Genomic DNA, 490 nt, shown 5'->3' on the forward strand with positions numbered 1-490 from the left:
CTATAATAGAATGGTACATTCTACATCATCCGGACTGGAATCTGCTTCAACAAATTATGCAGTCAAAATGAGAACTGACTTTTGGTTCGATGATTTTTCAGATTTTGCAGAATTTTATAAAAATAAAGAAAATGCTATTAGTTATCTAAATGAAGGCTTAATTCAACACATTATGATGTGTATTGGCGCCAATGCTTTACCAAATATGCCGTATTTAATATCAGATTTTTGGCAGTTTGGCTTAGTAGAGGACATGATTAAACTGTGGTCTGATGCGACATTTGATGCAAGTAGACTATCTAGTTATCCCAGAAGTAAGAGTTTTTATCGCAAGTTGTTTCAAATTTCTGGAACTCCCGAGAATACGGATGCGCCATTCAATTCTGAACAATTACTTTGTGAAAATATTTGTAAAAAACTTTCCATCACATTCCCCAATAATTACATAGAAGCTAGCAGCTACGGCAAATTATTGCAAAGTTATAAGGTG

Annotated in this window: 1 protein-coding gene; it reads left to right on the top strand. The window is 33.9% G+C overall.

What is annotated here, in order from left to right; all coding sequences use genetic code 11:
- Positions 1–10: 10 nt before the first annotated feature.
- The coding region (locus J3L11_RS18980; protein ID WP_242695343.1) for a WavE lipopolysaccharide synthesis family protein at positions 11–490 on the top strand (480 nt) is incomplete at its 3' end.

The sequence above is a fragment of the Shewanella sp. 4t3-1-2LB genome, assembly GCF_017368415.1.
Lineage (GTDB): Bacteria > Pseudomonadota > Gammaproteobacteria > Enterobacterales > Shewanellaceae > Shewanella > Shewanella fodinae.